Genomic DNA, 24,157 nt, shown 5'->3' with positions numbered 1-24,157 from the left:
TACAAAAAAATATCAAAAAATTGTATTCCTGTTTTTATCTAGCTGGATTTGATAAAATGAAAAGCATAATCTGCTACGGAGGGACGTATGCAAATGTCGCTATTATCGATTGAGAATCTTGTTGGAGGATATACAAGAAACCCAGTACTAAAAGATATATCCTTTGATGTAAAAGAAAAAGAACTGGTTGGTCTGATTGGACTTAATGGAGCAGGTAAAAGTACGACCATTAAACATATTATCGGGTTAATGGAACCACATAAAGGAACGGTAAAAATTAACGACCAGTTGTTTACGGAAAATAAAGAAGCTTACCGACGTCAATTTACCTTTGTTCCGGAAACGCCTGTATTATATGAGGAACTAACCCTGGAAGAGCATTTGAAATTAACTGCTATGGCTTATGGGTTGAAGGAAGCGGACTTTAAACAGAGAGTGGGTCCATTATTATCGGAGTTCCGGATGGAAAAGCGGTTAAATTGGTTTCCTGCGCATTTTTCAAAAGGGATGAAACAAAAGGTTATGATCATGTGCGCCTTTTTAGTTCAACCTTCCCTTTATATTGTAGATGAGCCATTTGTTGGTTTGGATCCGCTAGGAATTCAGTCACTCCTTGATTTAATGAAGAAGATGAAAGAGAACGGTGCAGGTATTTTGATGTCCACACATATACTTGCGACCGCGGAGAAATATTGTGACCGCTTTATCATTTTACATGAGGGGAAAATACGAGCCAAAGGAACGCTTGAAGAGCTAAGAGAGCAATTCTCTATGCCTACTGCTTCTTTGGATGATCTATATATTCAATTGACGAAGGAAGAAAAATATGTTTGATGATAAAAAACTGTGGAAGGACCGTGCTGGAGGTCGTGTAAGGGATTTAGGGAGATACCTACGTTATATATTCAATGGGCATCTGGTCATTGTTTTGTTATTCCTAATTGGAACAGGTGCATTTTACTATCAACAATGGGTTGAGAAGCTTTCTTCCAATTTTCCAGCGGAAATCATTATTGCTGTTGTTATAGGGATATTCTTAACGTACAGTCCGGTTTATAATTTTCTGCTTGAAGCTGATAAAGTGTATATCCTGCCACTCGAGGATAAGCTAAAAGGGTATTTTTTTCGTTCTGGTATAGCGAGTTTTGTTTTTCAAGGCTATATACTTCTTATGGTACTTGCGGTACTTATGCCAATGTATGCCCATGTAGACAGTAGCGGTTTTCAATTGTTTTTACCTTATTTAGTTGTCCTATTAGCATTAAAGGGATGGAATTTAGCCACTAGCTGGCGAATTCATTATTTTGTTCAGAATTCTGTACATAGATGGGATATGGTTGTCCGGTATTTTATCAATGCTGTATGTACCTTCCTACTATTCAAACAAGCAAATGTATTTATTTTGCTCATTCTTGTTGTAGTGATGGCCTTTTATTATCGTTTCTTTTATGTTCGAACAAAGAAAATGGGGCTTAAATGGGATCTGTTAATTGATCATGAAGAAAAGAGAATGGCGTCGTTCTACCGACTGGCCAATATGTTTACAGATGTTCCGAAGCTAAAGGATACAGTTAAAAGAAGAAAGTGGCTTGATTGGCTCATTAGCAACATTTCTTTTTCTCAGGATAAAACATATTTGTATTTGTATTCTCGTGCATTTCTACGTTCTTCTGATTACTTAGGTCTGTTTATCAGGTTAACAGTCATTGGCACGGTGGCCATTTATTTCATTTCGTTTGGATTAGGACAACTCTTATTGAGCATTTTATTTTTGTATTTAACAGGTTTTCAGCTGCTTCCATTATGGAACCACCATCAAAACAAGCTCTGGGTTGACTTATATCCTGTTGCTCAAAAATGTAAAGTTTCCTCGTTTCATTTTCTAATGATGATCATCTTATCTACAGAAGCGGTTACTTTTGCTTTGTTTATTGCCCTTAAAGGCGAAATCATGAATAGTCTGTTTGCCTTAATTTTAGGGTTTGTATTTAATTACTTATTTGTTTATATTTACAGTGAAAAACGTATAAAGACTTAAATTAAAATCCCCTTTGGAAATGAAGGGGATTTTTTTGAAACCATTGGCTGGGTTTTATCGTAGGTAAGCATAAAATGTTTATGGAAGGAGAGAGGCTAATGAATGAATATGAATTAAAAGTTTATGATGAAGTCGAAGAATGGAAACGGAAATTATCCAGACGTTCTGGGATGATGAATCGAATTTCTAAGAAAGCTCAAGTGAAATTTAATGAATGGATTCCAGAAAAGGTCCATGAGGTCATGACTGAAAGTATAAAAGGTATGGTAAAAGCAACTTTATTTGGCTCAAAACTTACAACAAAAAAAGATCAAGCAAAGGGCTTAACTCTTTCTGAAAGAGATGAATTGGTACGAAAAAAAATATCCACATATCAGAAAACTGCCATCCTTGAGGGTGCAGGAACCGGTGCTGGAGGGATCTTGCTCGGACTTGCTGATTTTCCACTTCTCCTTACAATTAAGATGAAATTTCTTTTTGAAGCGGCGGAAGTTTATGGATTTAACACAAATCAATACGAGGAAAGACTTTTCATCTTGCATATTTTTCAATTGGCCTTTTCAAGTGATGACATTCGAAGAAGCACGCTTTACGAGATTGAACACTGGGAAGAAAGAAAACAAGTGTTAGTTGAAATGGATTGGCGGAAATTTCAACAGGAGTACCGTGATTATATTGACCTTGCCAAGATGTTGCAGCTGGTACCAGGGATTGGTGCTTTTGTAGGAGCCTATGCGAATAATAATCTACTGAAGCACCTTGGAGAAACAGCAATGAACGCCTATCGGTTGAGATTATTGCAAAAATCCCCTGAATGGTGAGAAATTCAGGGGTTGTTTCTTACATATGAACGTTCAGAGCTGCAGTGCCTAGTGTTTTGGCTGCAATCAACATGGCGTTTTCATCAATGTCAAATTTAGGGTGGTGGTGTGGAAAGGCTGTCTTTTCACCCAATGGCTTTGCCCCTGTGTAGAAGAATGTGCCAGGTACTTTTTGCAAGTAATAGGCGAAATCTTCGCCGCCCATTTGTGGCTCGGTTTCTTCAATTGTTTTTACCTCAGGTACTTCTTGGGCACATGAAATAAGAAATTCTGTTTCATTAGCATGATTAACTACAGCGGGATAGCCTCTTACAAAGGTATACTTATACGTGCAGTCAGATGTATAGCACGTGCCATGAATGATTCGCTCCATTTCTTTTTCAATAAATTCCCTTATTTCTTCATTAAAAGTACGAACAGTACCAACTAGTTTTGCCTTATCTGCAATAACATTAAATGCATTTTGAGCTGTAAATGAGGCAACCGTCACTACCGCAGCTTCTACAGGATTGACCTTTCGGCTGACAATTTGTTGTAAATTGAGAACTAGCTGGGATGCCGTGACAATAGCGTCTTTCGTTTTATGGGGTTGTGCGCCATGGCCGCCTTGACCTTGGATTTCAATTTCAAAACGATCTGCAGCTCCCATGATAGGTCCCGTTCTGTATTGGATTGTACCTGTGGGTTCGCTTGCCCATAAATGAGTACCAAATATGACATCAACACCGTCTAAACAACCATCCTCAATCATGGAGGCTGCTCCACCAGGTGCGTATTCCTCGGCATGTTGATGGATAAAAACATAGGTTCCTTTAAGTTCATCTTTGCATTCGTTTAATGCTTTTGCAAGGACAAGGAGAGTGGCTGTATGTCCATCATGTCCGCAGGCATGCATGATCCCTGGAACCAATGACTTGTAGGGTACATCCTTTTCATCCTGGATGGGAAGTGCGTCAAAGTCAGCCCGAAGTGCAACTGTTTTTCCTGGCAGTTTCCCATGAATTTTCGCAACGACTCCATTTCCACCAACATTACCCTTCACTTCAATATCTAACTTTTTATAATAAGAATAAATGAACTTGGCTGTTTCATATTCCTGAAATGATAACTCAGGATGCTGATGCATGTAGCGACGGATGGAGACCATCTCATCGTAGTATCCTTCTAATTTTGCAAAAAGCTGGTTTAACATAGGTAATCCCCCCAATTTATTAGTTAAAAAAGAATGTATTTTCAAACTATTTTAACACTTTTTTACTATTATATAGATTTTTAAGTTTATTTTATTTATACTTTTAAAGGATTTTAAAAAGAAAGTGAAAGGAATAGGGGAATGGAATCAAAAAGCAAAGTAAATTACTCTTTTATTTTTATGGGTTTGGTTATTGTATTTGCACTATTTACAACCATTAAAGTGGCCACACACAGTATCTTCTGGATGGATGATAAAATTGCAGGATTATTTTCGCATGTACCTAATTCTGTCATTCCATTTTTTATTCAACTAACCGAAATGGGTGATAAAAAGGGAATTGGGGTTGTCGCCATATTAATGTTAATTTGGTTATTGGTTAAAAAAAGAAATTATCTCGGGGCGGCAGTTTTTGCTTTATCTATAGCATTGGGTAATGAAATTAGTAAGCTTCTTAAGGATTACTTTGCTCGACCAAGGCCTGATCTTGAGCATCTTGTCAATGTAAAAAGCTACAGCTTCCCAAGTGGGCATGCAATGGTTGGGATGACTGTGTATTTTTTAATTGCTTATTTATTGATTGAGTCAACTGTATCAAAAATGTCTAAAATTATTATTGGTGCATGTGCGGCTATTTTACTGCTTTTAATTGGAGCAAGCCGGATTATCTTACACGTACATTATCCATCAGATGTTCTTGGGGGTTATGCATTAGGATATATATGGGTATCCCTTTCGATTATTCTCTATAATTATCTTAAAAAGAAGAAGATTAAATAGGAAAAGAGGCTGGATTCAGCCTCTTTTCTGATTTTATATTAAAAACATAGCTGCTATGGTTGTTACGACTAGCCCGATTATTACTGGGACTAGGTTCCTTCTTGCTAGTTCAAAAGGGTCCACCTTACATATTGCTGCCGCTGGAATTAACGCCCATGGTACGAGAACTCCACCACCGACCCAAATAGCTGATATTTGTCCTAGAGCAGTAAGGGTAGCAGCCCCTTTTCCAATTGCTGTTGCGAAAAGGCTAGCAATAGAACCAGCAAGGGAGATTCCTGAAAAACCTGAACCATCTAATCCAGTGATTGCCCCCACAGTCGTTAATGTGACGGCGCCAACTGCTTTGCTTAACGGAACAATGCTAGCAAGTGCCACACCTAAGTCATTAACGATGCCATGAGATGCTTTTGGCAAATATTCTCCAATGATTTTTGTGAAACCGCTGTCACCTAAATAGAAGAAGGCGGCAATTGGGATAACTGGACCAAAAACCTTAAATCCAAATTGGAACCCTTCAATTAAATACTGGGTGGTTTGCTCCAGGCCTTTATTTTTATGACTAGTCAAGGTAATTAATAGAAGAATAAGAATGGAGGTTCCACCGATTAAGGCTGTAGCATCACCGCCAGTCAAATCTAGAATCGTCATGGCAGCGACGTCGGTAGCGAATAACAATGGTACCAAAATGGCAAAGAAACGTTTTTGTCCTAAAGATAAGAGGTTGTTATGCTGAGGGGATTCATCTGTTGAATCCGATAAGACAGATGAATTGACTTGAAGAACCCCACGTTTCATATCTCTTCTTAGAAAATAGAAGGCGGTAACGGTGGTAACAAGCCCCATTATAAAAACTAAGGGAATGCTGGCATTAATGACATCCTGTATCGGAAGTCCAGCAGCATCTGCCGTAAGCTTTGGAGCAGCTTGAATGACAAAATCCCCAGACAATGCAATACCGTGACCAAATAGATTCATTGCCATGGCGACACCTAATGCTGGCAATCCTGCTCTAATGGCTACTGGAAGGAGGACGGCACCTAGAAGGGCAACTGCAGGAGAAGGCCAAAAGAACCAAGAGATCACCATCATTAAAATACCAATCGTCCAATAGGCAAGGGTAGGGTTACGAATTAATTTTGTAAAGGGTGAGATCATGACATCATTAATGCCAGTGGCAGTTAATGTATGGCTCATTGCGACAATAATAGAAATAACGAGTATCGTAGACAATAATTCAGTTATGGCATAACTAAAACTGTTGAATATACTACTCACTGAATGACTTAAACTGCCAGTGGCAACCAGGGCAATTAAAAATATCCCCGCAATACAAATGATGGTCGTGTCCCTTCTCATTATCATAAACCCAATAATAAGAACAATAAAAGTCACATATATCCAATGAAGAGCCGTAAGTTCGACGATCATTTAAATTCCCTCCTTTCTTATATCCAACAGGGCTATAGCCCTGTTGGATGTAATACAGAATATGAAAATAGCCAAAAGTGGTGAAGGAGAGGAGAAAATATTTATTAGTACAAAAAAAGAATGGAGCCTCGACTCCATTCAAGTGGTTTTTGTTATTTATCCGTTATCATATATTTGCTAACATAAGGTGCGCTCGAAAATATCTTTGCCTGTGAGTCCATTCCTGTCATTTTACTAACATCAAAAAAAGCTTGAGAAGATTGCCATGATAGGTAGGAGGCTTCATCTTTCCAGACAGTCATGATTACATACTGACTAGATGTTAGGGGGCGTAGTACTCGCACGGCTAAGAATCCTTGTTGACGTTTAACAGCGATTATTTGATTTTTAACTTGATGCTCAAATACTGCCTTTCCTTCATCTGTTACTGGTACATTGTTTAAAACAACCAAACCTTCTTTTTGTATCTCTCCAATGGAAAGTAGTTCTTCAAATTTTCGAGGTTCATTAAATACTGTTTCACCAGTCGTTTCATGAAATAATTGGGCGTTGTTTTCGTTGATCATTGTAATCATTATTTCATTAGGGTATTTAGCTTCAATCTTTTTTAAAAAATCTAACGTTCCTGTAGTCATATAGGCATTCATAGACTTTCTCCTCCTTATGTATCCATTAATTAGTGTATACCCACCTTAAGTCAGTATTCTCCTTTAAATTTGAACATTGTTGATTTTTACACCCTGTTGATTGGAGCGGAAATCAACAGGCAAGTTTAACACAGCATCAAATTTAACAATTCTCGGAACCTAAAAACGACTTTTTTTTGACAGTTATTAGTGTTACCTATACACAAATAGGATTAATAGATATAGTGAAGACAGTCTAAATATAACAATCATTTCAAATATGATAAGAAAGTTTTTAAATTTAAGCCAACTATATTAAAATGGAAAACAGACATGTGTTTGAAAGGTGGACAATAAAAATGACAAGACAGATTAATGAAACATTCTTAAAAGCAGCAAGAGGTGAGAAAACAGACTATGTACCTGTATGGTATATGCGTCAAGCAGGACGTTCACAACCTGAGTACAGAGAGATTAAAGAAAAATATTCTTTATTTGAAATTACTCACCAGCCTGAACTATGTGCGTATGTCACACGGTTACCTGTTGAGCAATATAACGTTGATGCAGCCATTTTATATAAAGATATTATGACTCCACTGCCAGCAATCGGTATGGAAGTAGAAATCAAGGGTGGAATTGGCCCAGTTATTGATAATCCAATCCGCTCGTTAGCAGATGTTGAAAAGTTGGGAGAAATCAACCCAGAAGAAGATGTTCCATACGTGTTAGATACCATTAAATTATTAACACAGGAACAGTTGTCTGTACCTCTTATTGGTTTTTCAGGAGCACCATTTACCCTAGCGAGCTACATGATTGAAGGGGGACCATCAAAAAACTACAATAAAACAAAAGCATTCATGTACACAGAGCCTAAGGCATGGTTTGCCTTAATGGATAAGCTGGGCGATATGATTATTACATATGTAAAATCACAAATAAAGGCAGGTGCAAAAGCAATCCAAATTTTTGATTCTTGGGTTGGAGCATTAAATGTCGAGGATTACCGTTATTTTATCAAGCCTGTCATGAACAGTATCTTTTCTTCATTGAAAGAAGAAAATGTTCCGTTAATCATGTTTGGGGTAGGTGCTAGCCATCTTGCCTTAGAATGGAATGAACTACCGCTGGATGTAGTAGGGTTAGATTGGAGATTGCCAATTAGCCAGGCAAGGGAACTTGGAATTCATAAAACCGTACAAGGAAATCTTGATCCTGCAATATTATTGGCTCCTTGGGAAGTGATTGAGGAAAAAGCAAAAGCTATTCTAGACCAAGGTATGGCACAGGATGGGTATATTTTTAATTTAGGACATGGTGTATTCCCGTCAGTAAATCCTGAAACATTAAAGAGACTAGCTTCATTTATTCATGAATATTCAGCATCCAAATTAAGTCGTTAATACTCATTTTGAGTGTTAAAATTGGTAAGACGTCCAATTTTTTGGCACAATAGTATGAGTTGCTTTTTTACTGGGCCATTAATATGACAAGGTGAATTTTCATAGCCCAATGATTATTATTACTGGCCTATTCCATAAAAAAATGGATCATGAGAAACAGACTTAAAGATGAGGTGTGAATATGGCGAAAAAGAAAATGGGTCTGCTAGTAATGGCATACGGTACCCCTTATACATTAGATGACTTAGAAGGATATTATACGCATATCCGTCATGGACGGAAGCCATCGCCTGAAATGATTGAAGATCTTAGAAATCGGTATGAAGCTATTGGAGGAATTTCTCCACTCGCTAAAATAACGCAAGACCAGGCAGAGAAGTTGGAGGAACATTTAAATACCATTCAGGATGACATTGAATTTAAAATGTATCTTGGATTAAAGCATATTAAGCCTTTCATCGAAGATGCAGTGAAACAAATGCACGAAGATGGTATTAAAGAGGCAGTTAGTATTGTGCTTGCTCCTCATTTTTCAACGTTTAGTGTTAAATCCTATAACGGACGAGCAGTAGAGGAAGCAGAGAAATTAGGCGGACTTAAAATAACTAGTATTGAAAGCTGGTACGAAGAGCCTAAATTTATTGGTTATTGGGCTGACAAAGTGAAACAGGTCTTTGAACAAATGCCTCAAGAGGAAAAAAATCATGCGATACTAATTGTTTCTGCGCATAGCCTTCCAGAGAAAATCTTACAATCTGGTGATCCTTACCCGCAGCAGCTAAAAGAAACGGCTGATTTAATTGCTGAACAAGCAGGAATTAATAATTATACCATTGGGTGGCAAAGTGCAGGAAATACTCCAGAGCCATGGATCGGTCCGGATGTACAAGATTTAACAAGGGACTTGTATCAGCAGCATCAATATAAAGCATTTGTCTTTGCACCAGTTGGATTTGTATGTGACCATCTGGAAGTTCTTTTTGATAATGATATCGAATGTAGAGCAGTGACGGATGAATTGGGTGTTAGCTATTATCGTCCTGAAATGCCAAACGCAAAGGAAGAATTTATTGATTGCCTTTCTACCGTCATCTTAAAAAGATTGTCTTATTAAAAAAAATAGGGAATATAAGGGAAGAAGGTGACGTCCGTGGCGGAAGAAAAACAGAAGGTTGTAATTATTGGAGGAGGAATAGCAGGCTTAACAGCTGCATTCTATCTTCAAAAACAGATTCATGAACACAGCCTTCCTATTGAAATTAAACTTATAGAAGCTTCCCACCGTCTCGGAGGCAAAATGCAAACCGTTATTAGAGACGGTTTTACAATTGAGAGAGGCCCTGATTCATTTTTAGCAAGGAAGACAAGCATGATCCGACTTGCTAAAGAAGTAGGGATGGACGATCAATTAGTTCATAATTCCACGGGTAAATCATATGTTTTAGTGAATGAGAAGCTACACTCAATGCCCGGTGGTTCGATCATGGGGATTCCAACACAAATAGGCCCCTTTTTAACAACAGGCTTATTTTCGATTCCTGGTAAATTAAGAGCTGCGGCCGATTTTATTTTACCTCGTTCTGAAAGCGGGAAAGACCAATCTTTAGGAGAGTTTTTTAGACGAAGATTAGGTGATGAAGTGGTTGAGAATTTAATTGAACCATTGTTATCAGGCATTTATGCGGGTGACATTGATCAATTAAGTTTAATGTCTACTTTCCCACAATTTTATGAGGTGGAACAAAAATACCGAAGCCTGATCGTTGGCATGAAACAAGCGACTCCTTCCCAACCGAAAAAGACCGAAAGTAAAGAGAGTACTAAAGGAGCTTTTTTAACTTTCAAAACGGGGCTCCAATCTTTTGCGGAAGCCATTGAAAGTAAATTAGACCCGGATTCTATTTTAAAAGGCCATCGTGTTGAAAAGATTACAAAGTCCAATCAAACGTATGAGATATATCTTAATAATGGGGAAACCATTCAGGCAGATAGTATTATTGCTGCCACTCCTCATCAAATAACGCAAGGGATGTTTTCAGATTATCGCTTTTTTGATCCATTTAAATCGGTCCCATCTACATCTGTTGCCACCGTTGCGTTGGCATTTCCAACGGAAGCAATCAAGCAGGATATTGATGGAACCGGATTTGTTGTCTCAAGAAATAGTGATTATTCGATTACTGCTTGTACGTGGACTCATAAAAAGTGGGCCCATTCGACTCCAAAGGGTAAAGTTCTCCTACGCTGCTATGTGGGAAGAGCCGGTGATGAAACCATTGTCGATTTATCAGATGACCAAATAATAAAAATTGTTTTGGATGATTTAAAGAAAACGATGGATATTACATTGAACCCTGATTTCGCAATTGTATCACGTTGGAAGAATTCAATGCCGCAATATACGGTGGGGCATAAACAACGGCTTGCTACCATTCTAGACCATGTTAAAGAGGAGCTGCCTGGTGTTTTCCTTGCAGGTGCTTCCTATGGAGGAGTAGGCGTTCCAGATTGCATTGACCAGGGTGAGGCGGCTGTACAGAATGTTTTAGAATACTTTAAAAAGAAGACACCGTTAAAAGAAGCTGTTCAATAACAACAGCTTCTTTTTCTATATTTTCATATAGCGAAGGAGAACTTTCATTTTCTGCTTGCAAACCTTTAAAAATGGAGGTATACTTCTTAAGTATTAAATGACCGAAATGTTCATTTGGTCACTAACGATTTACAAGAATACTTTTTTTCAAAGGATTGTCTAAATAGATAGTCCTTATTTTAAAAAACAAAATGACCGAATGAACAAAACAGTCAGAATAAAAAGGAGGCATCAGGGTTGAAAAACATCTTGTTAAAGGAAGAACTGTTATCTATCTTTAAAAATAGAAAAATTCTCGTTCCCATTATAGCTGTCATGTTTGTCCCAGTCTTGTATGCTGGTATGTTTTTATGGGCTTTTTGGGACCCATATGACAAGCTGGATGAGCTACCGGTTGCAGTAGTCAATAATGATGAAGGTACAGTACTGGATGGGGAACACCTGCAGCTTGGGTATGACTTAGCGTCCAAACTAAAGAAGAGCAAACAATTTGATTTTCAATTGGTTGATAAAAAGGAAGCCTATAAAGAGCTAGAGGACCAAAAGTATTACATGGTCATTGAAATTCCTAAACACTTCTCTGAAAATGCAACCACCTTATTAGATAAGCAACCAAAAAAGTTGGAACTGATTTACACCCCAAATGAAAGCTATAATTTCCTTTCAGCACAGATTGGTGGAACAGCTGCTGAAAGAATAAAAACGGCAGTGTCAGAACAGGTAACTGAAACGTATGCAGAAACCATGTTTGGTAAAATCAGTGAACTTGCCGATGGGGTCGAAAAAGCAAGTGATGGTGCGGGTCAATTAAGTGATGGTTCGACTAAGCTAAATAAGGGGTCTGAAGAGTTAAATGACGGACTTAGCACACTAGCAGAGAAATCAATCGAATTTAAAAATGGAATGATGGCAGCAAATGATGGAACAAACAAACTTGCTACAGGTTCAAGCGATTTAAAAAATGGATTGGCTAAAGCTGATTCTAATTTACCACTCCTTATTAAGGGCACACAGGATGTAAATTCCGGTGCTGAGAAATTAAAGAGTGACCTGCCTATTGGAATCGCTGATGCATTTGAAAAACAATTAGCTGGTAGTATGGGAGAGCTGAACACGGGGATTGATCAATTTGAATCACAATTAACAGCTTCCCTGACAGCACAGATTGCTGATCAAACTATTACAGCACAAACGGCAAAAATGCAAGAACTTGCCAATGTATTAATAGCGAATGGTGTATCTCCACAACTTGTAAATGCAATTATGGTGGAAGAGCAAAAAAAGGCACCAACAAAAGAACAGCTACAACAACAAATCTCATCACAACTTAGTCCTAAATTAGATGGTGGCTTCAAACAATTTAAATTAGCTATCAATGACAAATTAACGAGTGCATCCAGTGGTTTAGATGAAAAAATAAAAACACAAACAGACCCATATTTTGATCGATTAATTGGTGGCATTGGTACCATCAATGCAAATCAAAAATTATTACAGCAAGGCATTCATCAGTTATATACTGGTTCAGTACAACTATCTAAAGGAACTAGCGACCTTTCAAACGGTATGAATCAATTATCTGCTGGTTCAACCGCCCTTAGCTCGGGTGCAGGACAGTTAGCAGATGGTTCAAACCAATTAAAAGATGGTTCAACTAAATTATCTGATGGGGCTAAAGAACTGGCAGATAAGCTCGCTGACGGTGCTCAGGAGGCATCGAAAGTACATGCTGATGATAAGACCTATAACATGATGGCGAAACCAGTTAAATTAGATAAGGAAAGTGTGAATCATGTCCCTAACTATGGAACAGGTTTTGCGCCATACTTCCTTTCATTAGGTTTATTTGTAGGTGCATTATTACTATCTATTGTCTTCCCACTTAGGGATACAGCGGTTGCTCCATCAAGTGGCTTTAATTGGTTTGCTGGCAAGTTTGCCATTATGGCTGGTGTAGGCGTGATTCAAGCATTAATGGCAGATATGATCCTTCTACTTGGATTAGGCCTTGATGTTCAAAGTGTACCGAAGTTTATTTTATTCTCTATCATTACAAGTCTAACTTTTATTGCATTAATTCAGCTGCTTGTTTCGGTATTTTCCGATGCAGGACGTTTTCTTGCAATCATTATTCTTATTTTCCAATTGACTACAAGTGCTGGAACCTTCCCGCTTGAGTTAATTCCTAATTTCTTACAGCATTTTAATGCTTTCCTACCAATGACTTATTCAGTTTCTGGTTTTAAGGCAGTGATTTCTAGTGGTGATTATAGTTTTATGTGGGAAAATGCGATGATTTTATTAAGTTTCTTACTTGCATTCGCACTTGGAACTATTGCATATTTTACAATGAGAGTTAGACACCAATTTAAACATGCAATAAATGAATAAAAGCAAGGAGACCAGCCGAATTATTACGGCTGGTCTTCTTCATTAGGAAATTAGACTTTTTTTGAGTATATTAAAAATAGTACTCTAAACGGAGGGATTCATTATGAAGTTAACAACCATTGGTTTTTGGGGTGGATACCCTAAACAAAATGGAGCAAGTGCAGGCTATCTACTTGAACATGAGGGCTTTCGACTATTAATAGATTGTGGAAGTGGAGTGCTTTCCAAGATGCAGAATGTGATTCAACCAGAAGACCTGGATGCCGTTATTATTTCACATTACCATCCTGATCATATTGCGGATATTGGTGTGTTGCAGCATGCAAGATTAATACTTGGATTTTTAGGGAAGGCATCCCCAAATCTTCCTATATATGGTCACCATTATGATCAACATGAATTTACGAAATTAACATACAAACAAATTACAAAAGGGATTGCTTATGATCCTGCAAGTACTATTGAAATCGGCCCGTTTACTGTATCGTTCTTAAAGACAGACCATCCTGTCCCATGCTATGCGATGAAATTTGAAGCCGATGGAAAGTCGCTGGTATATACGGCAGACACTTCATTTAAAGAAGAATTTATTGAGTTTAGCAAAAATGCAGATGTCTTGTTATGTGAGTGTAATTTCTACGGAATTCAAAACGGAAAGCCAGCTGGTCATATGAATAGTCTAGATGCGGGTAAATTGGCTCAACAGGCATCCGTCAAGCAATTGGTCCTTACTCATTTACCCCAATACGGTACATTATCTGAGTTAATGGAAGAGGCATCTACACAATTTACTGGTATAATTAAGCTTGCAGAAGAGTTCCAATCTATTTCATTATAAAAAGGGGAAATATAGTATGTTATTTATCGATAATAAAGGCATCACAGATCCTCGTATTAATTTAGCAATAGAAGAATATGCACTAAAAAATCTGGATATTAATGAGACCTATTTATTATTCTACATAAATGAACCGAGCATCATTATCGGCAAGAATCAAAACACCATTGAAGAAATTAATACAGAGTACGTGGAGAGTAATGGGATCCATGTCGTTCGTAGGTTATCTGGGGGTGGCGCCGTGTACCATGACCTTGGTAATTTAAACTTTAGTTTTATCACAAAGGACGATGGTGAGAGCTTTCATAATTTCCGGAAATTCACTGAGCCAGTTGTGGAGGCATTAAAAAGCTTAGGAGTCAACGCGGAACTAAGTGGCCGAAATGATTTACTTGCGGAAGGAAGAAAGGTTTCTGGAAATGCTCAATTTTCAACCAGAGGTAGAATGTTCAGCCATGGTACTCTTTTATTCAACTCAGAAATGGATCATGTCGTCTCTGCTTTAAAGGTGAAAAAGGATAAGATTGAATCAAAGGGAATTAAATCTATTCGCAGCCGCGTGGCCAATATCTCTGAGTTTCTACCTGAAAAAATAAATATTCAAGAATTTCGTTCTCTCATTCTCAAGCATATTTTTGAAGGAAAAGAGGATATTCCTGAATATGTATTGACGGAAGAGGATTGGGAAAAAATCCATCAGCTTTCGAAGGAACGCTACCAAAATTGGGAATGGAACTATGGGAAGTCACCGAAGTTCAACCTGCAGCACTCACATCGGTTCCCTGTTGGGTCGATTGATGTACGCCTGGAGGTTAATAAAGGAATAATTGAGAATTGTAAAATTTATGGTGACTTTTTCGGCGTTGGGGATGTTAGTGACATCGAGACGAGGTTAATAGGTCTCCGCTATGAAAAAAGTGAATTGGAAAAGGCACTTGCAGACTTGGAGATTTCCCGCTACTTTGGAAACATCACCAAGGAGGAGTTCGTTAATTTGATCTATTAATAAGGAAGCTGACTCAGGAAGGTACACAGGCACCAACTGAATCAGCTTCTTTTTTTGTGAGATTTTAAGGTATTATACTTGAATACTCAAATTTCTAGCAATATAATATATTTAGAAAATTTTTATAATTAAGTGAATGAGTATTCATTCATATGGGGAGGGAAACTATGAATTTATCAACCAAGTTTCATGAAACTGCAAAGGTCTATGCTGATAAACCAGCGTACTATTTTATGGGACAATCGAGTACCTATGCTGAATTAGATGTTGCAATTACGAAATTTGCCTCAGGTCTCGAAAAATTAGGGATAAAACAAGGCGACCACATTGCACTATTGTTAGGCAACTCACCGCATTTTGTCATTAGTCTCTATGGAGCTTTACGGTTAGGGGTAACTGTTATTCCCGTAAATCCGATTTATACCGCAGATGAAATTGGCTACATTTTAAATAATGGTGATGTAAAAGCAGTCGTTGCCCTCGACCTCGCGATCCCATTGGCGGACAAAATGCACACTTTCTTACCAAAGATAGAGCATTATGTATTTTGTGAAACAAAGCCAAATAGTCTGGAAACATCTGAAATTGAAACTCTTTCAGTCTACCCCAAAATGAAATCGTTTACAGAAGTGGTGGGAATGGGAGATAGTTCATTTCAAGGGCCTGAACTGCAAGATGACGATGTAGCTATTATTCTTTATACGTCTGGAACTACTGGAAAACCTAAGGGAGCCATGTTAACCCATCAGAATTTGTATAGCAATGCCAGTGATGTTGGGGATTATTTGAAAATGAATCAAGATGACAGAGTGGTAACTGTTCTCCCGATGTTTCATGTCTTTTGTTTGACGGTTGCTTTAAATGCCCCGTTATTAACGGGAGCAACCCTGTTGATTGCACCGAAATTTAGTCCTAAAGAAACCTTTTCGCTAATAAAAGACTTCGAGGCTACTGTGTTTGCCGGTGTTCCGACTATGTATAACTTCCTTTATCAATTTCCAGAAGGAAATCCAGATGACTTACAATCCTTACGTTTATGTATTTCAGGTGGAGCCTCCCTTCCAGTTGCCTTGTTAAAGAATTTTGAACAGAAGTTCAATGTATTGATTTCAGAAGGGTATGGTTTATCCGAAGCATCGCCGGTCACGTGTTTTAACCCGCTTGATCGTCCGCGCAAGCCTGGTTCCATTGGTTGCTCCATTCTCCACGTGGAAAACAAAATTGTGAATGAGCTTGGGGAGGATGTACCTGTTGGTGAAGCAGGCGAGTTAATCGTTCGAGGTCCCAATGTAATGAAGGGTTATTATAAAATGCCAGAAGAATCTTCGGCTGCTATTCGAAATGGTTGGCTTTATACAGGTGATATTGCAAAAATGGATGAAGACGGATACTTTTATATTGTTGACCGGAAAAAGGATCTAATTATTGTTGGCGGTTATAATGTTTATCCACGTGAAGTAGAAGAAGTAATCTATGACCATCCTGATGTCGTCGAAGTAGCTGTTCTTGGAATTCCTGATCCAAACCAGGGTGAGGCAGTGAGTGCGTATGTTGTCAGCAAAAATCCAGATTTGACAGCTGCTCAAGTACTTGCATATTGTAAAGAACACCTAGCAAAATATAAAGTTCCATCGTCGATTGAGTTTTTAGAAGAACTCCCGAAAAACACAACCGGGAAAATATTAAGACGAGCATTAAGAACGCAAGTTACACAATCCGTTGGAAAGTAAGTTAAAATTTTTTCTATGAAAGGCAGGCATTTAGCCTGTCTTTTTCGAATTGATTTATATAAAGGGGGAGTTTTGATGGAACAAATTTTACTACAAATATCTAATCACCTTGCAATAGTAACTATTAATCGTGAGGAATCACTGAATGCGTTTAATTATGAGACACTGTTAGAATTACAGCAAAAGGTCGAAGAGATTCGGATTCATCCCGATGTTCGGGTTGTAATCTTTATTGGAGCGGGGGAAAAGTCTTTTAGTGTGGGTGCAGATTTAAAAGAGCGCAAGACTTTAACGGATGCGCAAGTGAAACGAAATTTATTTAAAATCAATGAGGTGTTTAATGCAATCGATCAGCTACCACAGCCTACTATTGCAGCGATAAACGGTTTTGCCTTTGGCGGGGGGATGGAGCTTGCGCTAGCTTGTGATTTTCGCTTAGCTGCCAAAGAAGCGTTAATGGGACTAACTGAGACAGGTTTGGCTATCATCCCTGGCGCTGGTGGAACACAGCGGCTCCCACGCTTAATCGGTCAGGCCAAAGCTTTAGAACTTATCCTAACTGCCCGTAGAATGACGGCTGATGAGGCATTGAGTGCTGGGGTGCTGACAAGGGTTGTTGTGCGGAAAAACTTATTGAATGAGTGCTTTGCTTTTTGCGAACAATTGCTTGCAAATGGCCCCGTCGCATTACAGCAGGCAAAGTTTGCGATAAAAAATGGAATGAATACAGATTTACATACAGGTCTTCAAATTGAACGGAAGGCTTATGAGGTAACGCTACCAACTGAAGATCGGGTGGAAGCATTGCAAGCCTTTGCAGAAAAAAGAAAACCAGTTTTTAAAGGAAAATAAACATGGCCTCCGCCATGTTTTTTGTTTTTATTTTACCTGAAAATTTGCTAAAATTTATGTTTATATGAGAAATGGATTATGGGGGGAATTAGGTTGGCAGATTTGGCAATTGGGAGAGAGACATCTGAGTTTAAGAAGGGGCTCCAGGCAGGCATTACGATCGGGATTGGTTATTTTCCTATTGCACTAACTTTTGGGCTTCTCGCAAAAACTTCAGGCCTTTCCATTTACGAAACCGTTTTAATGAGTATCATTGTATTTGCTGGTGCATCACAATATATATCATTAAGTCTGATCGCTTACGGGACGGGGATTTTCGAAATTATTCTAACGACGTTTATTGTGAATATTCGTCACTTTTTAATGAGCACCACCTTAACGGAAAAATGTGAGGAAGACCATTTACTGAATAAACTGATATACTCTTTTGGCATTACGGATGAGACGTTTTCTGTGGTTGCCACGAAAGAAGGCACCGCTACAACAGGCTTTATGTTTGGTGTTATTTCCGTATCCTATTCAAGCTGGGTTGTATTTTCTGGAGTCGGTCACCTCATCGGTGCAAGTCTGCCACAAACCCTACAAGAAAGCATGAGTGTGGCACTTTATGCCATGTTTATTGGTCTATTAGTCCCTTCCATGAAAAAAAGTGTAAAAGTGGTTTTTCTAGCTGCACTTGGTGCGGTGTTTAACTCCATTTTCACAATTAATCAACTTATGGCCCAAGGATGGGCTATAGTTACAGCAACTCTTTTATCAGCGGTTCTTATTGAGTTAGGAGAAGTTTTGAAAAATAAGCATCGGGGTGTACAACATGAAGAGTGAAATTATTTGGATGATTATTGGAATGGGATTAGTCACTTATATTCCTCGAATGCTGCCGTTTGTTTTATTTAAAGGAAAAGAGCTGCCACCATTTGTTCAGGGTGTTTTGAAAAATGTTCCATACGCTACTCTTGGTGCTTTGATTTTTCCAGCTATTCTTTTCATTCAAAAGGGAGATATTTGGTACGGTGTACTTGGGGCAGCCGCAGCTTTTATTGCCGCATATTTAGGTGCAAATGTGATTGTGGTGGTCCTTGGATCTATTGCAGTTCTTTCTCTTTATTCGTATCTTATGTAAGCCGGTCATGTACTGGCTTTTTTTTATGGTTCTAAAACTAGGAGATTAAACTAAACTAAATATAGAGAGAGGCTGTACACAAAGGGGGACAAAGTGATGGTAAGAAAAATGGGGGTCTATGCGGTATTGGCCTTCTGTCTGTTTGGATTGTTTTTTTATTGGTACTTATTTTACTTTGCTGATACAAAGTTACCTTTTGAATATGAAGGATCTAAAGCTGACCCGGCTACCTTTTTAAATGGAAGGGAGCTTATGTTGAGCGAAGAGTATTCAAAAATTAGAAATCTATTGTTTTTTTTATCAACACCTTTTGAATGGCTGTTTTATTTTTTACTATTATTGTTTGGCTTTTCTAAGGCTTTTAAACGCTGGGCAGAAAGCTCCTCTAAGTACAAATTTCTGCAAACGGCGATCTATCTAATTTGGTTATCCTTTTTTGCTTTCTTAGCAACATTTCCATTAAACTATATTAGCTATACCTTATCTAAGACGTATCATATTTCCACTCAATCCTTCCCTTCTTGGATGAAGGATGAATTAATTGATTTTTGGCTTAATTATGGGACATGGTTGATTATTGTGCCAGTTTTATATTGGCTTATGAAAAAAAGCAGTAAACGCTGGTGGCTCTATGGATGGTTGTTGTCCATACCGTTTACCTTATTTATGATGTTCCTGCAACCCGTTGTTATTGATCCACTATACAATGATTTTTATACCTTAAAAAATAAAGAATTAGAAACAAAGATTTTAGCCTTAGCAGAGAAGGCAGACATTCCCGCACAGCATGTTTTTGAAGTAAATATGGCAGATAAAACAAATTCTTTAAATGCGTATGTAACGGGGATTGGTTCGAATGCTAGGATTGTCCTATGGGATACTACCTTGAATCGGCTGAATGATAACCAAATCCTCTTCATAATGGCACATGAAATGTGTCATTACGTCGAAAAACATATATACTTCGGCATTGGGGGGTATCTGCTGCTCTCGCTACTCGGATTATATTTGACCTATAGGTTGATGAACTGGGCAACAAAGCGCTGGGGTAAGGAACTGAAAATAACGGATGTAGCAGATATACGTTCACTGCCTTTATTTTTCATGATTTTATCCATGCTTATGTTTGCGGCCAGTCCATTTACAAATTTTGCTTCTCGCTATCAGGAAACACGGGCGGACAAATATGCGATTGAGATGACAAAAAACCCAGAAGCTGCGATTGCTTCGTTCCAGGAGTTAAGTCGCTCAGGGTTAAGTCAAGTCAACCCACCTTTCTTGGTGAAAATTTTCCGTTATACACATCCTTCTATGCTCGATCGAATTTCAAAGCTGGAGGAATACGAAATCAAACTAAAAAATAAATAACCAAACTGAGGCTAAAGATCATACGTGACTTTAGCCTCTTTTTCTTAAAACAAAAAACCGCCCAATTCAGGCGGTTCGCGAAGGTTAATTTACGTTCCAAATCGTTTGTTAATGTCCTTGAGCTGTCCAGATAGAAGGTGAAATAATCGTTTGTCTCGCCTGTCGATGGCCAAATCAATCTTACGTAATAATTTTTCCTTTTCCACAGTTAGCTGAATTTCCGATAAAAGCATGTCGATGTATAAATCCTGGACGAAGTTCTCTTTCAGTTGATTGCGTTTCATGGCACCAAGTTTCATTAATTCTGTGTATGATTTTTCATTCATGAAAATCACCTCTGATGCTTTTTTCTATTATATGGAGTTTTCTCAGTATTATCAATACTATTTATAATTTTCTGAAAAATAATTACTTGACACATTTTGTGAATAATTTAGCAACAATTCAGAAAAAACAATAAATTATTTGTCGAAAGTGGTAAGATGTGGTAGATACTATCAAAGGAGCTGAATGGGTTGAAGCAAAAAATAATTGAAGAATATGAGGTAAATTCATCCACCATGTTTATACTACCAGTAGAATACGGTAGTAAAATATATTCTCAGATCTATGAGACGGATGCTGAATTCTTGTCTCCATTTAAACCATTTGAAATCATCAAACATAGCTGCGAATATTATGGAGCTGATTACCAATCAAGACGAAGGGCAACTAAAGATCTAACTAATTACACACGTAAAGTACCAATTGCGATTGAACCGAGTAACGACATCTTCTTTTTCCCTACTGCTTCACCCGAGAGTTCTGTTTGTATGTGGTTTTCGCCATCACAAATTGAAAACCATTCGCCAGCACCAGGTGTGAAAACTAAAGTTCTGTTTCAAAATAAACAATCACTTCTTTTCGATGTTCCTTATATTACATTTAACAAGCAGATGGAAAGAACTTCTCATGTAAAAACGAGGTTTTTACAAAGGTTGGAAAGAAAAGGAAATAAAAAGACGTTTTATTTAATAAACAGACCTAAATTAGGGAAGGCATCAGAAACCCAAAGAGAATTTACGAATCACAGTAAAACTTCGAATCCGAAATAAGAGTTGCTACCCATTATTTTAACGGGACAGATGTTTTTTTAGTAAGTAGGCTTCCATTAATTCTTGAACCTTATTTCGAATTCGTGGATTAAAGTAATTATGGTTTTCCTCATAGCCTTTGTAAATAAACATGTACATCGTAAAAGCGTCGTCCCGTTTTGTTTCAATGATTTGGAGTTTATTTTTTTTCATATATTGTTTTACCTCAGCCAATTCCCGCTGAATTTCCTTCATTGTTTCCTCAATCAAATCCAAATACGGTTTTTTTAATTTGAAGGGGCTTTTTTCTACAACAGATAAATCACGGTTTAGGACAATCAGAACCATCGGTAAATAGATGGCTTTCTCCATAATGTCACGATCACTCTCTGGAATTCGGGTCATGGATACTCCACCTTTCTGTAAAAATAAGAACAAGTGTTCCTTGTTATTTTACGAAAAAGCAACAATAAAAGCAATAGGACTTTATTTTTACCAAAGCTCGTCATGTGGCGAGCTTTCTTTGTTGCAAATTTCGCCAGATTTATGAGAAAGTTTTTATTAATAGAAGGATATCTGGTAGGGGAAAATGAATTAAATGGAGAAACCTTTAAAAAGAAATACCAGTCATATATAGGTGAAGATAAAACAGGGACGAATGGGTGGTAAACAAATGAGAGCTGACAAACATCAACATAAGAAAAAGAGAAGATGGACGTCCATTTTGCTTGTATTCTTACTTTTAATTGGAGCAGGAGCGGGTTATGCCTATTTTCAATTTAAACAAGGAGTAAATCAATCATTAAAGAAAATAAATAAGGACAATACGGATACCGAAGAAGTCTATACATTTGAAGGACAAAAGGACCAGTATGGAGATACGAATATTTTATTGCTTGGAAGTGATGCAAGAGGGAAAGAAAAGTCCAGGGCAGATACCATTATGATTGCACATTATAACGAGGACAAAGGGACCTTCAAACTAACATCCATTATGAGGGATAGTTATCTGGAAATTCCTGGTCACGGGAACCATAAAATTAATTCGGCTTTCGCACTTGGGGGTCCAGAGTTAATGAGACAAACAATTAAACAGAACTTTGATATTGATTTACAATACTATGCTATTGTTGATTTTCAAGGTTTTGCTCAGTTGATTGATGAAGCTTTTCCGAATGGAGTAGAGATTGATGTAGAGAAAAAGATGTCTGCAAATATCGATGTCACATTAGAACCAGGATTACAAAGATTGAATGGTACACAATTGCTTGGATATGTTCGCTTCCGTCATGATGCTGTAGGCGATTTTGGGCGGGTCGAACGTCAACAAAAGGTAGTAAAGGCAATTGGAGACCAGTTGAGTGGTTTTCAAACCATTACGAAATTGCCCAAACTTATTGGGGTTGTTACCCCGTATGTGAAAACTAACATGGACACTTCTGACATGTTATTTATGGGAAAGGATTTCTTTTCAGATAAAAGAGGAAATGTAGCTACCCTACGAATCCCAGTGGAAGACAGTTTTACAGAGCCGAGAATTAAAGGAGAAGGTGCTGTTTTAGATATTGATGTCGAAAAGAATAAAGAAGCTCTTCATCAATTCATTACACAGTGAAATTTCTCTAGTACAAAATGAATAGGACAAAAAATAAAGGAGAAATGGGATGGACTTTGATGCATTGAAAGCATGGTTTACGCTTGAAAATATTATGAGTCTAATACGGGAATATCGAGCCCTGGGTCCATTACCTGGCATCTTGCTAACCATTATTGAAGCATTTCTTCCGTTTCTCCCATTATTCCTATTTGTAATGGCTAATGCAAGTGCATTCGGACTGTGGTTAGGTTTTTTATATTCATGGATTGGAACTTGTATCGGGGCACTACTGGTTTTTTTGCTAGTCAGGAAATATGGGCAAAGAAGATTATTATCTTTTTTGCCGAAGCACCCTAAGGTTCGAAAGCTCATGGATTGGGTGGAGCACCACGGTTTTGGTCCGCTTTTTTTACTACTGTGCTTTCCATTTACACCCTCGGCAGTTGTCAATATTGTCGCTGGTCTTTCAAAAATTAGCACTGCCCAATATATGCTTGCTGTTTGCATTGGTAAAATGGTGATGATTTTCACGATAAGTTTTATAGGATATGATATTCATTCATTAATAACTAAACCTTTTCGCACGGTCATAGTATTTCTTGTTATTTTCATTCTTTGGTATATAGGAAAAAGAATTGAACTTAGATTGAATAAGAGTACAGAAACTGACCATAATGAAGAATTATATAGAGACAAAGAGCTGGAGAAAAGGAGGAGTTACAATGAAGATTGAATGGAAAAAGGAAGGAATGGAATGGGTTAAGGCGTTTGCAATAGGTATTATTATTTTTGCTTTTATTCGGACATTTTTCTTCTCCAACTATATTGTGGAAGGCGAATCAATGATGCCAACCCTACAGGATGGAAACAAACTTGTAGTGAATAAACTTGGCTATCAAGTGGGGGAATTGAATCGCTTTGACGTAATCGTGTTTCACGCAAATGCAAAAGAAGACTTTGTTAAAAGAATTATTGGGCTTCCAGGTGATAAACTAGAGTATCGTAATGATCAATTATATATTAATGGGCATAAATATGAAGAGCCGTTTTTAGATGTTTACAAACAGAAGTCACCTGGTTTAAAAATAACAGGCGATTTTAGTTTGAAAGAAATAACAGGCGAAAATACAGTGCCTGAAGGGAAATTATTCGTACTGGGTGATAATCGACTAGGAAGCTGGGACAGCCGTCAATTCGGCTTTATCTCCGCAACCCAAGTGGTTGGGAAAGTAGATTTACGCTACTGGCCATTGAATGAAATGGACGTCCATTTTTAATAATTTGGCTGTGTT

24 protein-coding genes are annotated in these 24,157 nt (G+C 37.8%); 19 read left to right on the top strand and 5 right to left on the bottom strand.

The window, feature by feature from the left end:
* Positions 1-93 precede the first annotated feature (93 nt).
* From AC3A54_RS09280 to AC3A54_RS09270, 3 genes are all read left to right on the top strand, one after another.
* A complete protein-coding gene (locus tag AC3A54_RS09280) occupies positions 94-834 on the top strand; it encodes an ABC transporter ATP-binding protein (protein WP_335546280.1) in 741 nt (246 codons plus the stop codon).
* Positions 827-2,038, top strand: a complete 1,212-nt coding sequence (locus AC3A54_RS09275) for an ABC transporter permease (protein WP_487654235.1) — start codon at positions 827-829, stop codon at positions 2,036-2,038. Before AC3A54_RS09280 ends, AC3A54_RS09275 begins: the two co-directional genes overlap by 8 nt.
* A 98-nt stretch (positions 2,039-2,136) precedes the next feature.
* Positions 2,137-2,859 carry an EcsC family protein gene (locus AC3A54_RS09270; RefSeq protein WP_487654234.1) on the top strand — a complete coding sequence of 241 codons (723 nt, stop codon included), beginning with the start codon at positions 2,137-2,139 and terminating at the stop codon, positions 2,857-2,859.
* Positions 2,860-2,878: 19 nt separating this feature from the next.
* Here the strand turns inward: AC3A54_RS09270 and AC3A54_RS09265 are convergent, their stop codons facing one another.
* Positions 2,879-4,051: a M20 family metallopeptidase gene (locus tag AC3A54_RS09265; protein WP_487654233.1), complete on the bottom strand. Its 1,173-nt coding sequence runs from the start codon at positions 4,049-4,051 to the stop codon at positions 2,879-2,881.
* Between the two features lie 141 nt (positions 4,052-4,192).
* On the opposite strand from AC3A54_RS09265, the gene AC3A54_RS09260 reads away from it, so the two are divergent.
* Positions 4,193-4,831 carry a phosphatase PAP2 family protein gene (locus tag AC3A54_RS09260; protein WP_487654232.1) on the top strand — a complete coding sequence of 213 codons (639 nt, stop codon included), beginning with the start codon at positions 4,193-4,195 and terminating at the stop codon, positions 4,829-4,831.
* 33 nt (positions 4,832-4,864) lie between these two features.
* Here the strand turns inward: AC3A54_RS09260 and AC3A54_RS09255 are convergent, their stop codons facing one another.
* Both AC3A54_RS09255 and AC3A54_RS09250 read right to left on the bottom strand, forming a co-directional pair.
* The gene (locus AC3A54_RS09255) at positions 4,865-6,262 is read right to left on the bottom strand and encodes a hypothetical protein (RefSeq protein WP_487654231.1); all 1,398 of its coding nucleotides are present in this window, start codon (positions 6,260-6,262) and stop codon (positions 4,865-4,867) included.
* A 152-nt stretch (positions 6,263-6,414) separates the two neighbouring features.
* Positions 6,415-6,909, bottom strand: a complete 495-nt coding sequence (locus AC3A54_RS09250; RefSeq protein WP_487654230.1) for an antibiotic biosynthesis monooxygenase family protein — start codon at positions 6,907-6,909, stop codon at positions 6,415-6,417.
* Between the two features lie 338 nt (positions 6,910-7,247).
* Here AC3A54_RS09250 and hemE point away from each other — a divergent pair, with 338 nt between their 5' ends.
* The 11 genes from hemE to AC3A54_RS09195 all read left to right on the top strand — a co-directional run bounded on the left by hemE (position 7,248) and on the right by AC3A54_RS09195 (position 20,195).
* Positions 7,248-8,294, top strand: coding sequence for a uroporphyrinogen decarboxylase (hemE, locus tag AC3A54_RS09245; protein ID WP_487654229.1), 1,047 nt, complete (start codon positions 7,248-7,250; stop codon positions 8,292-8,294).
* A gap of 181 nt (positions 8,295-8,475) precedes the next feature.
* Positions 8,476-9,408, top strand: a complete 933-nt coding sequence (gene hemH / locus AC3A54_RS09240) for a ferrochelatase (protein WP_487654228.1) — start codon at positions 8,476-8,478, stop codon at positions 9,406-9,408.
* A gap of 36 nt (positions 9,409-9,444) precedes the next feature.
* Positions 9,445-10,887 (top strand): protoporphyrinogen oxidase, encoded by a 1,443-nt coding sequence (gene hemY, locus AC3A54_RS09235; protein ID WP_487654227.1) that lies wholly within the window; start codon positions 9,445-9,447, stop codon positions 10,885-10,887.
* A 237-nt stretch (positions 10,888-11,124) separates the two neighbouring features.
* On the top strand, positions 11,125-13,278 hold the full coding sequence (locus AC3A54_RS09230) for a YhgE/Pip family protein (protein WP_487654226.1): 2,154 nt from the start codon (positions 11,125-11,127) through the stop codon (positions 13,276-13,278).
* A gap of 103 nt (positions 13,279-13,381) precedes the next feature.
* Positions 13,382-14,116, top strand: coding sequence for an MBL fold metallo-hydrolase (locus AC3A54_RS09225; RefSeq protein ID WP_487654225.1), 735 nt, complete (start codon positions 13,382-13,384; stop codon positions 14,114-14,116).
* Between the two features lie 16 nt (positions 14,117-14,132).
* Positions 14,133-15,122, top strand: coding sequence for a lipoate--protein ligase (gene lplA, locus AC3A54_RS09220; protein ID WP_487654224.1), 990 nt, complete (start codon positions 14,133-14,135; stop codon positions 15,120-15,122).
* A 167-nt stretch (positions 15,123-15,289) separates the two neighbouring features.
* On the top strand, positions 15,290-16,852 hold the full coding sequence (locus tag AC3A54_RS09215; RefSeq protein ID WP_487654223.1) for a fatty acid--CoA ligase family protein: 1,563 nt from the start codon (positions 15,290-15,292) through the stop codon (positions 16,850-16,852).
* A gap of 75 nt (positions 16,853-16,927) precedes the next feature.
* The gene (locus tag AC3A54_RS09210; protein ID WP_487654222.1) at positions 16,928-17,704 is read left to right on the top strand and encodes an enoyl-CoA hydratase-related protein; all 777 of its coding nucleotides are present in this window, start codon (positions 16,928-16,930) and stop codon (positions 17,702-17,704) included.
* A 93-nt stretch (positions 17,705-17,797) separates the two neighbouring features.
* The gene (locus tag AC3A54_RS09205; protein ID WP_487654221.1) at positions 17,798-18,529 is read left to right on the top strand and encodes an AzlC family ABC transporter permease; all 732 of its coding nucleotides are present in this window, start codon (positions 17,798-17,800) and stop codon (positions 18,527-18,529) included.
* A complete protein-coding gene (locus AC3A54_RS09200) occupies positions 18,519-18,827 on the top strand; it encodes an AzlD domain-containing protein (protein WP_487654220.1) in 309 nt (102 codons plus the stop codon). Before AC3A54_RS09205 ends, AC3A54_RS09200 begins: the two co-directional genes overlap by 11 nt.
* A gap of 96 nt (positions 18,828-18,923) precedes the next feature.
* Positions 18,924-20,195: a M48 family metallopeptidase gene (locus AC3A54_RS09195; protein WP_487654219.1), complete on the top strand. Its 1,272-nt coding sequence runs from the start codon at positions 18,924-18,926 to the stop codon at positions 20,193-20,195.
* A gap of 89 nt (positions 20,196-20,284) precedes the next feature.
* Here AC3A54_RS09195 and AC3A54_RS09190 read toward each other — a convergent pair whose 3' ends face one another.
* Positions 20,285-20,521 carry an IDEAL domain-containing protein gene (locus AC3A54_RS09190; protein WP_487654218.1) on the bottom strand — a complete coding sequence of 79 codons (237 nt, stop codon included), beginning with the start codon at positions 20,519-20,521 and terminating at the stop codon, positions 20,285-20,287.
* A gap of 189 nt (positions 20,522-20,710) precedes the next feature.
* Here AC3A54_RS09190 and AC3A54_RS09185 point away from each other — a divergent pair, with 189 nt between their 5' ends.
* The gene (locus AC3A54_RS09185; protein WP_487654217.1) at positions 20,711-21,289 is read left to right on the top strand and encodes a competence protein ComK; all 579 of its coding nucleotides are present in this window, start codon (positions 20,711-20,713) and stop codon (positions 21,287-21,289) included.
* An 18-nt stretch (positions 21,290-21,307) separates the two neighbouring features.
* Here AC3A54_RS09185 and AC3A54_RS09180 read toward each other — a convergent pair whose 3' ends face one another.
* Complete coding sequence (locus AC3A54_RS09180) at positions 21,308-21,673, bottom strand: YhjD family protein (protein ID WP_335547972.1); 366 nt, start codon at positions 21,671-21,673, stop codon at positions 21,308-21,310.
* 268 nt (positions 21,674-21,941) lie between these two features.
* On the opposite strand from AC3A54_RS09180, the gene AC3A54_RS09175 reads away from it, so the two are divergent.
* Genes AC3A54_RS09175 through lepB form a run of 3 tightly spaced genes read left to right on the top strand, consistent with a single transcriptional unit; the run spans position 21,942 to position 24,142 of the window.
* On the top strand, positions 21,942-22,883 hold the full coding sequence (locus tag AC3A54_RS09175; RefSeq protein WP_487654216.1) for an LCP family protein: 942 nt from the start codon (positions 21,942-21,944) through the stop codon (positions 22,881-22,883).
* A 49-nt stretch (positions 22,884-22,932) separates the two neighbouring features.
* Entirely contained in the window at positions 22,933-23,598 is a 666-nt protein-coding gene (locus AC3A54_RS09170) for a TVP38/TMEM64 family protein (protein ID WP_335547969.1), read from the top strand.
* On the top strand, positions 23,588-24,142 hold the full coding sequence (lepB, locus tag AC3A54_RS09165) for a signal peptidase I (protein ID WP_335547967.1): 555 nt from the start codon (positions 23,588-23,590) through the stop codon (positions 24,140-24,142). Before AC3A54_RS09170 ends, lepB begins: the two co-directional genes overlap by 11 nt.
* Positions 24,143-24,157: the final 15 nt, after the last annotated feature.

The organism is Neobacillus sp. Soil_C_43 (genome assembly GCF_057656715.1).
This window is presented reverse-complemented; position numbering and strand designations above follow the sequence as displayed.

Excerpts from the sequence above, each read along its gene's own strand:
- AC3A54_RS09280 (WP_335546280.1), top strand. The coding sequence starts at position 94 with ATGTCGCTATTATCGATTGAGAATCTTGTTGGAGGATATACAAGAAAC.
- AC3A54_RS09275 (WP_487654235.1), top strand. The coding sequence starts at position 827 with ATGTTTGATGATAAAAAACTGTGGAAGGACCGTGCTGGAGGTCGTGTA.
- AC3A54_RS09270 (WP_487654234.1), top strand. The coding sequence starts at position 2,137 with ATGAATGAATATGAATTAAAAGTTTATGATGAAGTCGAAGAATGGAAA.
- AC3A54_RS09265 (WP_487654233.1), bottom strand. The coding sequence starts at position 4,051 with ATGTTAAACCAGCTTTTTGCAAAATTAGAAGGATACTACGATGAGATG.
- AC3A54_RS09260 (WP_487654232.1), top strand. The coding sequence starts at position 4,193 with ATGGAATCAAAAAGCAAAGTAAATTACTCTTTTATTTTTATGGGTTTG.
- AC3A54_RS09255 (WP_487654231.1), bottom strand. The coding sequence starts at position 6,262 with ATGATCGTCGAACTTACGGCTCTTCATTGGATATATGTGACTTTTATT.
- AC3A54_RS09250 (WP_487654230.1), bottom strand. The coding sequence starts at position 6,909 with ATGAATGCCTATATGACTACAGGAACGTTAGATTTTTTAAAAAAGATT.
- hemE (WP_487654229.1), top strand. The coding sequence starts at position 7,248 with ATGACAAGACAGATTAATGAAACATTCTTAAAAGCAGCAAGAGGTGAG.
- hemH (WP_487654228.1), top strand. The coding sequence starts at position 8,476 with ATGGCGAAAAAGAAAATGGGTCTGCTAGTAATGGCATACGGTACCCCT.
- AC3A54_RS09225 (WP_487654225.1), top strand. The coding sequence starts at position 13,382 with ATGAAGTTAACAACCATTGGTTTTTGGGGTGGATACCCTAAACAAAAT.
- lplA (WP_487654224.1), top strand. The coding sequence starts at position 14,133 with ATGTTATTTATCGATAATAAAGGCATCACAGATCCTCGTATTAATTTA.
- AC3A54_RS09215 (WP_487654223.1), top strand. The coding sequence starts at position 15,290 with ATGAATTTATCAACCAAGTTTCATGAAACTGCAAAGGTCTATGCTGAT.
- AC3A54_RS09210 (WP_487654222.1), top strand. The coding sequence starts at position 16,928 with ATGGAACAAATTTTACTACAAATATCTAATCACCTTGCAATAGTAACT.
- AC3A54_RS09200 (WP_487654220.1), top strand. The coding sequence starts at position 18,519 with ATGAAGAGTGAAATTATTTGGATGATTATTGGAATGGGATTAGTCACT.
- AC3A54_RS09195 (WP_487654219.1), top strand. The coding sequence starts at position 18,924 with ATGGTAAGAAAAATGGGGGTCTATGCGGTATTGGCCTTCTGTCTGTTT.
- AC3A54_RS09190 (WP_487654218.1), bottom strand. The coding sequence starts at position 20,521 with ATGAATGAAAAATCATACACAGAATTAATGAAACTTGGTGCCATGAAA.
- AC3A54_RS09180 (WP_335547972.1), bottom strand. The coding sequence starts at position 21,673 with ATGACCCGAATTCCAGAGAGTGATCGTGACATTATGGAGAAAGCCATC.
- AC3A54_RS09175 (WP_487654216.1), top strand. The coding sequence starts at position 21,942 with ATGAGAGCTGACAAACATCAACATAAGAAAAAGAGAAGATGGACGTCC.
- AC3A54_RS09170 (WP_335547969.1), top strand. The coding sequence starts at position 22,933 with ATGGACTTTGATGCATTGAAAGCATGGTTTACGCTTGAAAATATTATG.
- lepB (WP_335547967.1), top strand. The coding sequence starts at position 23,588 with ATGAAGATTGAATGGAAAAAGGAAGGAATGGAATGGGTTAAGGCGTTT.